A 6857-nucleotide genomic window follows, 5' to 3' on the forward strand; every position below is an offset into this window, starting at 1 on the left:
AATGCGTTCGACGACGCCAATTTCGCCATCGGGCTTGACCGCGACAATGCCGAGGGTTGGCTCAACCAGGGCCTGGTCTACGAGGCGCGCGGCGACAATGAACGCGCCTCCCGCTCGTTCCGCCGCGCGCTACAGCTCGATCCCGACTTTTCCATCGCGCGCGCGGCGATGGACCGGGTGACGTGACCGGGCGCTCGGCCGCCCTCAGACTCGACTGGTGCCAGGTCCCGGCGCGGGTTGCGCGCCGCCCAGCGCTTCCGATCGCGCCGCCAGATAGCGCCTGAGGGGCGGCTCGACCGTGAGCGATACGGCTTTTTCATAGGCGGGCATCGCAGCTTCGACGTCCCCGAGGTCGGCGAGCAGCTTGCCGCGGGCCGCCCAGTAGGGCTGGAAGGCGCGGACGGCCTTTTCATCAAGGCGCGACAGCGCGTCCAGACCCACCCTGGGACCGTGGCGTTCGGCCAAGACGACGGCGCGCGCGACCGATGCGCCAAGCGACGGCGAAATCCTGTCAAGCGCGTAGTAGAGCTTGTCGAGCGCCAGCCAGTCGATCCGGCCGGTCTTGGCGCGGTCCAGATGCAGGCTCTGGATCGCCGCCTCGATCTGGAAGCGGCCGGGCGAAGCGAGCGCCCGCGCGCGCGCGAGCGCGCCCTGCCCATAGACGATCAGGCGCCCGTCCCACAGGCGATGGTCCTGCTCGTCCAGCGGCACGAACGTATCGTCCTTGATGCGAGCACCCCGGCGGGCGTGGCCGAAGGCGATGAGCGCGGCGAGACCGTGCGATTCAGCGTCCCCGGGCACCAGATGGCAAAGCAGGCCCGCAAGATAGAGCGCCTCCTGGCCAAGCGCATCGCTCGGCGCCAGCCAGTCCAGCGCGTGGGCCGCATAGACCGCCTCGCGCACCGCGCCAAGCCGGCCGGGCAGATCGGTGGCGTCGGGCAGGTGGAAGGGAATGCGCGCATCCCTGACCTTGCGCTTGGCGCGGACCAGTCGCTGCGCCATGGCGGACGGGCTGACGACGAAGGCGCGCGCGATCTCGGCCGCCTCCAAGCCCAGCACGGTCTGGAGCATCAGCGGGGTGTGCAGATCGACCGGCAGCGCGGGGTGGGCGCAGACCAGCATCAGCGATAGCCGCTCGTCGGGCAAGGGCCCGGCGGTGCGTTCGGGCTCGACCATGTCGGGGATCGCATCCGTTTCGGGGAAGCGCAAGAGCCGCCTTTGCGTATCCGTCAGCCGGTTGCGGGCGACGGTCAGGAGCCAGGCTTCGGGGTTGGCAGGCACACCGGTCTCCGGCCATTTGGCAAGCGCCTTGGCGAAGGCGTCGGCCAGCGCGTCCTCGGCCAGCGCAATGTCGCCGCTCTGCTTGGCAAGGATGGCGATCAGCTTGCCGTAGGATGCCCGCGCCGCACTTTGTGCGGCGCGGGCCGTCTCGCTCACGCGCCGCCCATGGCCGAGGCGCGGATTTCGATCCCGCCGGCCTTGGCGGCGGGGCACTTCTCGGCCCAGGCCATGGCGGCGTCGAGATCGGGCACGTCGATCACGAAATAGCCGCCCAGCGTCTCCTTGGTGTCGGCGAACGGGCCGTCCTGCACGATCTTGCCGCCGCCCTTGAGGCTGAGCGTGGTCGCGGTTTCCACCGGCCGCAGCCAGTCGGTGTCGACGAAGACGCCGGCTTCCTTGAGCGCGCCGATATAGGCGCCGTAGACCTCCTGCATGGCGGCCCAGTCGTCCTGGGTCATGTCGGCGAAGTCGGCGGGATCGGAATAAAGAAGGAAGGTGTAACGCATGTGCTTATCTCCGGTTGGATTGGGTAGAGCAATTTCAGCGAAAAGCCTGTCCCGGACCCGATCCGGGGCGGGCTTTTCGCGTCCGCAATTGCGGCAAAACAAACAGTTGGGCGCTTGCGCGATTCAACGAAAAGCGAAAGCGCCCTAGGCTGCGGTTTCAAGATTGGCAAGGCCGCGCTCGAAGGTCGGGCCCACCATGCGGTCCATGAACAGGCCCATGACGCGCCCGATCGGGTTGAAACCCATATCGGCCTGCATCGACCAGGTGACCGTGGCGCCACCGTCGCGCGGCTCGGCGCGGATGGTCTGCGAGGGCTTGCCCATCGGCCCAAGATCGATCCGGTAGTACACGGCATCGTCGGTGATCGCCGAGACCATCTGGCTGCCCTTGCCTTCCCTGCCGGCGAAGTGAAAGCCGGAGCCGACGCCCGAGGACGGGCCGAACAGGGTGATCTTGAGCGCCGGATCGGTGCTCTTATAGGGGTTGAAGCGCTGATAGCCTTCGCTGGAAGCAGCCAGCGCCAGCACGGTGGCCGCGTCGGCCTCGATCAGCGCCTGGCGCTCGACATGGATTTGGCGTGGCAGCAGCAATGTGGAAGCAGCGACCATCGCCAGCGTGCCAGCCAAGGCGGCCAGTATCTGCATGAGTGTCATTTCAAGGTCCTTTCATCGGGTCGAGAGCATCGCGCCCTCACCCCCCATGACGAACGGACCCCGGTCAAATCGACAAAAGACATGAAAAAACCGCGACGTTTTCGCCGCGGCTTGAAGGATGCGAGGAAAGCCGGCCCCGTCAGTCGGCCATCGCCTTGACGATGTCCTCGGTCATCTTCTTGGCGTCGCCCAAAAGCATCATCGTGCCGTCCTTGTAGAACAGCGTGTTGTCGATGCCCGCATAGCCCGAGCCGAGCGAGCGCTTGACGAACAGGCAGGTCTTGGCCTTGTCGACGTCCAGGATCGGCATGCCGTAGATGGGCGAGGCGGAATCGTCGCGCGCGGCCGGGTTGGTGACGTCGTTGGCGCCGATCACATAGGCGATGTCGGCCTGGGCGAACTCGGCGTTGATGTCCTCCAGTTCGAACACCTCGTCATAGGGCACGTTGGCTTCGGCGAGCAGCACGTTCATGTGGCCGGGCATGCGGCCGGCGACCGGGTGGATGGCGTAGGAGACCTGCACGCCCTCGGCCTTGAGCGTGTCGGCCATCTCGCGCACCGCGTGCTGCGCCTGGGCGACGGCCATGCCGTAGCCGGGCACGATGATCACCTTGGAGGCGTTCTTCATCAGGAAGGCGGCATCGTCCGCCGAGCCCTGCTTGACGGTGCGGTCGATGCCGTCATCGGCGCCGGCCGTGGCCGTCTCGCCGCCGAACCCGCCAAGGATCACCGAGATGAAGGAGCGGTTCATGCCCTTGCACATGATGTAGCTGAGGATCGCGCCCGAAGAGCCGACCAGTGCGCCGGTGATGATCAGGGCGAGGTTCTCGACGGTGAAGCCGATGCCCGCCGCCGCCCAGCCCGAATAGGAGTTGAGCATGGAGACGACCACCGGCATGTCGGCGCCGCCGATCGGGATGATGATCAGGACGCCGATCGCAAGCGACAGCGCGACCAGGAGCCAGAACACCATGTAGCTCTCGGTGTTCACCAGCATCACGACGAAGACGATGATGGCGATGGCGATGGCCGCATTGAGCGGGTGACGCGCCGGCAGCAGGATCGGCTTGCCGGACATCCTCCCGTCGAGCTTCAGAAAGGCGATCACCGAGCCGGTGAAGGTGATCGCGCCGATCGCCGCGCCGATCGACATTTCGACGAGGGCGATCGATTTGATCGCGCCGACCGCGCCGATCCCGAACGAGGCGGGCGAATAGAGCGCGGCGGCGGCCACCAGAACGGCGGCGAGGCCGACCAGCGAATGGAAGCCGGCGACGAGTTGCGGCATGGCCGTCATGGCGATGTTGCGCGCCACATAGGCGCCGACCGAGCCGCCAAGGACGATGCCCGCGACGATCATGAGAGCGCCGCCGGCGCCGGGCGCGGCCATGAACAAGGTCGTGAGCACGGCGATGCCCATGCCGATCATGCCGTACATGTTGCCCTGGCGGCTGGTCGTCGGATGCGACAGGCCGCGCAGCGCCAGGATGAACAGGATTCCGGAAATCAGATAAAGGAAGGAGGCGATGTTGACCGACATTTACCGCCTCACTTGTCTTTTTTCTTGTACATGGCGAGCATGCGCTGGGTAACCAGGAACCCGCCGAAAATATTCACCGAGGCAAGAACGAGCGCAACGAAACCGAAGCCCGTCGCAAGCCCGCTCTCGGAAATGCCGACCGCCAGAAGCGCGCCGACCACGATCACAGAGGAGATCGCGTTGGTCACGCTCATCAGCGGCGTGTGCAGCGCCGGCGTCACCGACCAGACGACGTAGTAGCCGACGAAAATCGCCAGCACGAAGATCGAGAACAGAAAGACGAACTCGTTGACGCCGCCCTGCTGGACGGCGTCGGCGGCCGCGCCCACCGCCGGCGGGGCGTCGGCGACCACCCCGCGTACGCCCTCGACGGCTTGATCGAGCGCGTCGAGCGCCCGGGATACGCTGTCGTCAGCCATCGGCCTTGTCCCCCTGTTCCGCCGGCCCGCCGAAGCGCGGATGTACCAGTTCGCCGCCATGGGTCAGCAGCGTCGCCGCGACCAGTTCGTCCTTGCGATCTATCTTGAGCGCGCCGCTTTCACCGTCGACCAGCGTTTCCAGAAACGCAAAGACATTCCTGGCATAGAGCAGCGAAGCGGAGGCAGCGACCTGGCCGGGCATGTTGGCGATGCCGATGATCGAGACGCCGTTTTTGGTCGTCACGGTGTCGTCGGGCTTGGCGCCTTCCACATTGCCGCCGCGCTCGACAGCGAGATCGACGAGGACGGAGCCGGGCTTCATCGTCTCCAGCATCGCCCTGGAGACCAGCCTGGGCGCGGGCCGGCCGGGGATCAGCGCCGTGGTGATGACGATGTCCTGCTTGGCGATGTGGTCGGCGACGAGTTCGGACTGCTTTGCCTGATAGTCCTTCGACATTTCCTTGGCGTAGCCGCCGGCGGTCTCGGCCGCCTTGAACTCGTCATCCTCCACGGCGACGAAGTTGGCGCCCAGCGAGGCGACCTGCTCTTTTGCGGCGGGGCGAACGTCGGTGGCGGTGACGACCGCGCCCAGCCGCCGCGCGGTGGCGATCGCCTGAAGACCGGCGACGCCCGCGCCCATCACGAACACCTTGGCGGCCGGCACCGTGCCCGCCGCCGTCATCATCATCGGCATGGCGCGGTCATAGGCGGCGGCGGCCTCGATCACCGCCTGGTAGCCGGCAAGGTTGGCCTGGCTGGACAAGACGTCCATCACCTGCGCGCGGGTGATACGGGGCATCAGTTCCATGGCGAACACCGAAAGGCCCGCTCCGGCCATCTCGCCGAGCGCCTTTTGGGCATCGTACGGGTCGATGGCGGCGATCACCGCCGCGCCCTTCTTGTATCTCTTGATCTCGGCCGGCGCCGGCCGGCGCACCTTGAGCACCACATCGGCCCTGCCCGCGCCCGCGGCGGCGGTCACCATCGCGGCGCCCGCGGCCTCGAACTGGGCATCGGGAATGCGCGACAGCGATCCCGCGCCCTTTTCGACGGTCACCGCATGGCCGGCCTTGACCAGTCGCTTGACGGTATCGGGCGAGGCCGCAACGCGCGGTTCGCCCCCTTGCGTTTCCTTGGCGATGAAGATTGTCAGCGACACGTCCGGCCTCCCCCGCGGCTCTCAACTGGTCCGGTGGCGCGCTGCGTCGACGCGCCGGAGCGGTCGCGCCTCAAAGGACGAGCCGCGCCACGATGACGAGCAGGACGAAGGCGATTGTGCCGCCGACGAGGCCGCCGCCGGCGAAGAAGCCGAACGCCATGGCGACGAGCAGGGCCGCTGAGGCGACCGTGCCCCACTTGGTGAGCGTCAGGAACAGGCTGAACGTGTTTTCATGTTCCTGATAGTCCATCGGTGCGCCACCCTCCGGGTCGGCTTCGCTCTGCTCGCTCATCGCGGTCTCCACAGTCGGCCACTGCCCAGCGCATAGCGAAAACCGGGCGGCACTTCAATGGTGCATCTGCGCAGGGTCGGCGGGCGGGATCAGGCCGCGCTCCGCGCCCGCATCGCGTAGCGGGCGGTCGGCCGCACGCAAAGCGGCGGCATTGCGCGGGCCGATTGCTCAAACAGCATACGCGCTTCGGTTTGCGTGAAGAAGAAGATCGGATTGCGGTTGGTCACATAGGTCTGGTTGGCGCGCGAAACGCCCAGCAGCACCGTATCGGGGAACATGCCCTGGGGGACGAATGGCCCGGCCAGCCGCGTCGCCCTGAACATCCGCCGGTAGTAGGCCTCGTGCTTGAGCTTGACCAGGCCGATGCAATAGTCGGCCTCAAGGTAGATCGTCATCATCACCGACAGCCGGTGGGTCAGCGCCGGCAGCAGCGGGACCTCGGCAACGGCCTCGCCGTCGATGGCGAACCGGCTCAGTTCGACGAACCGCATGCCCTGGGCGAGCAGCGGCTTGATCGTCTCGGGACAGGCCGACATGGCGGCGGTGGGGTGGCATCCCGGCTGAACGATGCTCAGGCGCAGCGAGGAGACCAGCGCGCCATCGACATAAAGCCCGAAAACGAAGCTGCCTGGCGCGAAATCGAGCGGCTCGACCACCGGCCCGTCGAACTTGTCGTGATAGAGTTGCCGGGCGTTGAATGCCTGCCGCCGCAGAGCGCCGACATCCTCAAGATCGTCGGCGGCGACGATGCGGCGATATTCGATACGGTCCATCGTCGCCAGAATCTGATCGGGAGAAACCAGAGCGGATGCGAAAAGCGCTCTTGGTCGACCGGGGGGTGCGCCCATCATATGCCCCAAATGCCGTTGTCCAAGTGTCCAACGTCAATTTAGTGTTTAGCCAAATGTTCGTAAATCTGCCTCCGAATTAAGTTTCCATTAACGTTAACAAAGGGATTTTGTCGCAATTCAGCCTTGGCGCATACGAACTCGAAGGGAAAATTGCC

General features: G+C 66.2%; 9 protein-coding genes. 1 reads left to right on the forward strand and 8 read right to left on the reverse strand.

Annotated features, from left to right (window positions below; translation table 11 throughout):
* A partial coding sequence (locus AC5E6L_RS13140) for a tetratricopeptide repeat protein (RefSeq protein ID WP_491773866.1) occupies nucleotides 1-186 on the forward strand: 186 nt, incomplete at its 5' end.
* An 18-nt stretch (nucleotides 187-204) separates the two neighbouring features.
* On the opposite strand, the gene AC5E6L_RS13145 is transcribed toward AC5E6L_RS13140, so the two are convergent.
* The 8 genes from AC5E6L_RS13145 to AC5E6L_RS13180 all read right to left on the reverse strand — a co-directional run bounded on the left by AC5E6L_RS13145 (nucleotide 205) and on the right by AC5E6L_RS13180 (nucleotide 6624).
* A complete protein-coding gene (locus AC5E6L_RS13145; protein WP_491773868.1) occupies nucleotides 205-1437 on the reverse strand; it encodes an RNA polymerase sigma factor in 1233 nt (410 codons plus the stop codon).
* Entirely contained in the window at nucleotides 1434-1787 is a 354-nt protein-coding gene (locus AC5E6L_RS13150; protein WP_491230089.1) for a YciI family protein, read from the reverse strand. Before AC5E6L_RS13150 ends, AC5E6L_RS13145 begins: the two co-directional genes overlap by 4 nt.
* Nucleotides 1788-1931: 144 nt before the next feature.
* Nucleotides 1932-2441, reverse strand: coding sequence for an SRPBCC family protein (locus tag AC5E6L_RS13155; protein ID WP_491773871.1), 510 nt, complete (start codon nucleotides 2439-2441; stop codon nucleotides 1932-1934).
* A gap of 139 nt (nucleotides 2442-2580) precedes the next feature.
* Entirely contained in the window at nucleotides 2581-3981 is a 1401-nt protein-coding gene (locus AC5E6L_RS13160) for an NAD(P)(+) transhydrogenase (Re/Si-specific) subunit beta (protein ID WP_491230087.1), read from the reverse strand.
* An 8-nt stretch (nucleotides 3982-3989) separates the two neighbouring features.
* Nucleotides 3990-4400, reverse strand: a complete 411-nt coding sequence (locus tag AC5E6L_RS13165; protein WP_491230086.1) for an NAD(P) transhydrogenase subunit alpha part 2 — start codon at nucleotides 4398-4400, stop codon at nucleotides 3990-3992.
* Nucleotides 4393-5559 carry a Re/Si-specific NAD(P)(+) transhydrogenase subunit alpha gene (locus AC5E6L_RS13170; protein WP_491773873.1) on the reverse strand — a complete coding sequence of 389 codons (1167 nt, stop codon included), beginning with the start codon at nucleotides 5557-5559 and terminating at the stop codon, nucleotides 4393-4395. Before AC5E6L_RS13170 ends, AC5E6L_RS13165 begins: the two co-directional genes overlap by 8 nt.
* 70 nt (nucleotides 5560-5629) lie before the next feature.
* Nucleotides 5630-5851, reverse strand: coding sequence for an aa3-type cytochrome c oxidase subunit IV (locus AC5E6L_RS13175; RefSeq protein ID WP_491230429.1), 222 nt, complete (start codon nucleotides 5849-5851; stop codon nucleotides 5630-5632).
* Between the two features lie 89 nt (nucleotides 5852-5940).
* On the reverse strand, nucleotides 5941-6624 hold the full coding sequence (locus AC5E6L_RS13180; RefSeq protein ID WP_491230430.1) for an N-acyl amino acid synthase FeeM domain-containing protein: 684 nt from the start codon (nucleotides 6622-6624) through the stop codon (nucleotides 5941-5943).
* Nucleotides 6625-6857: the final 233 nt, after the last annotated feature.

The sequence above is a fragment of the Roseitalea sp. genome, assembly GCF_984466335.1.

Coding starts and splice junctions, on each gene's coding strand:
- AC5E6L_RS13150 (WP_491230089.1), bottom strand. CDS start 1,787: ATGCGTTACACCTTCCTTCTTTATTCCGATCCCGCCGACTTCGCCGAC.
- AC5E6L_RS13155 (WP_491773871.1), bottom strand. CDS start 2,441: ATGACACTCATGCAGATACTGGCCGCCTTGGCTGGCACGCTGGCGATG.
- AC5E6L_RS13160 (WP_491230087.1), bottom strand. CDS start 3,981: ATGTCGGTCAACATCGCCTCCTTCCTTTATCTGATTTCCGGAATCCTG.
- AC5E6L_RS13165 (WP_491230086.1), bottom strand. CDS start 4,400: ATGGCTGACGACAGCGTATCCCGGGCGCTCGACGCGCTCGATCAAGCC.
- AC5E6L_RS13175 (WP_491230429.1), bottom strand. CDS start 5,851: ATGAGCGAGCAGAGCGAAGCCGACCCGGAGGGTGGCGCACCGATGGAC.
- AC5E6L_RS13180 (WP_491230430.1), bottom strand. CDS start 6,624: ATGGACCGTATCGAATATCGCCGCATCGTCGCCGCCGACGATCTTGAG.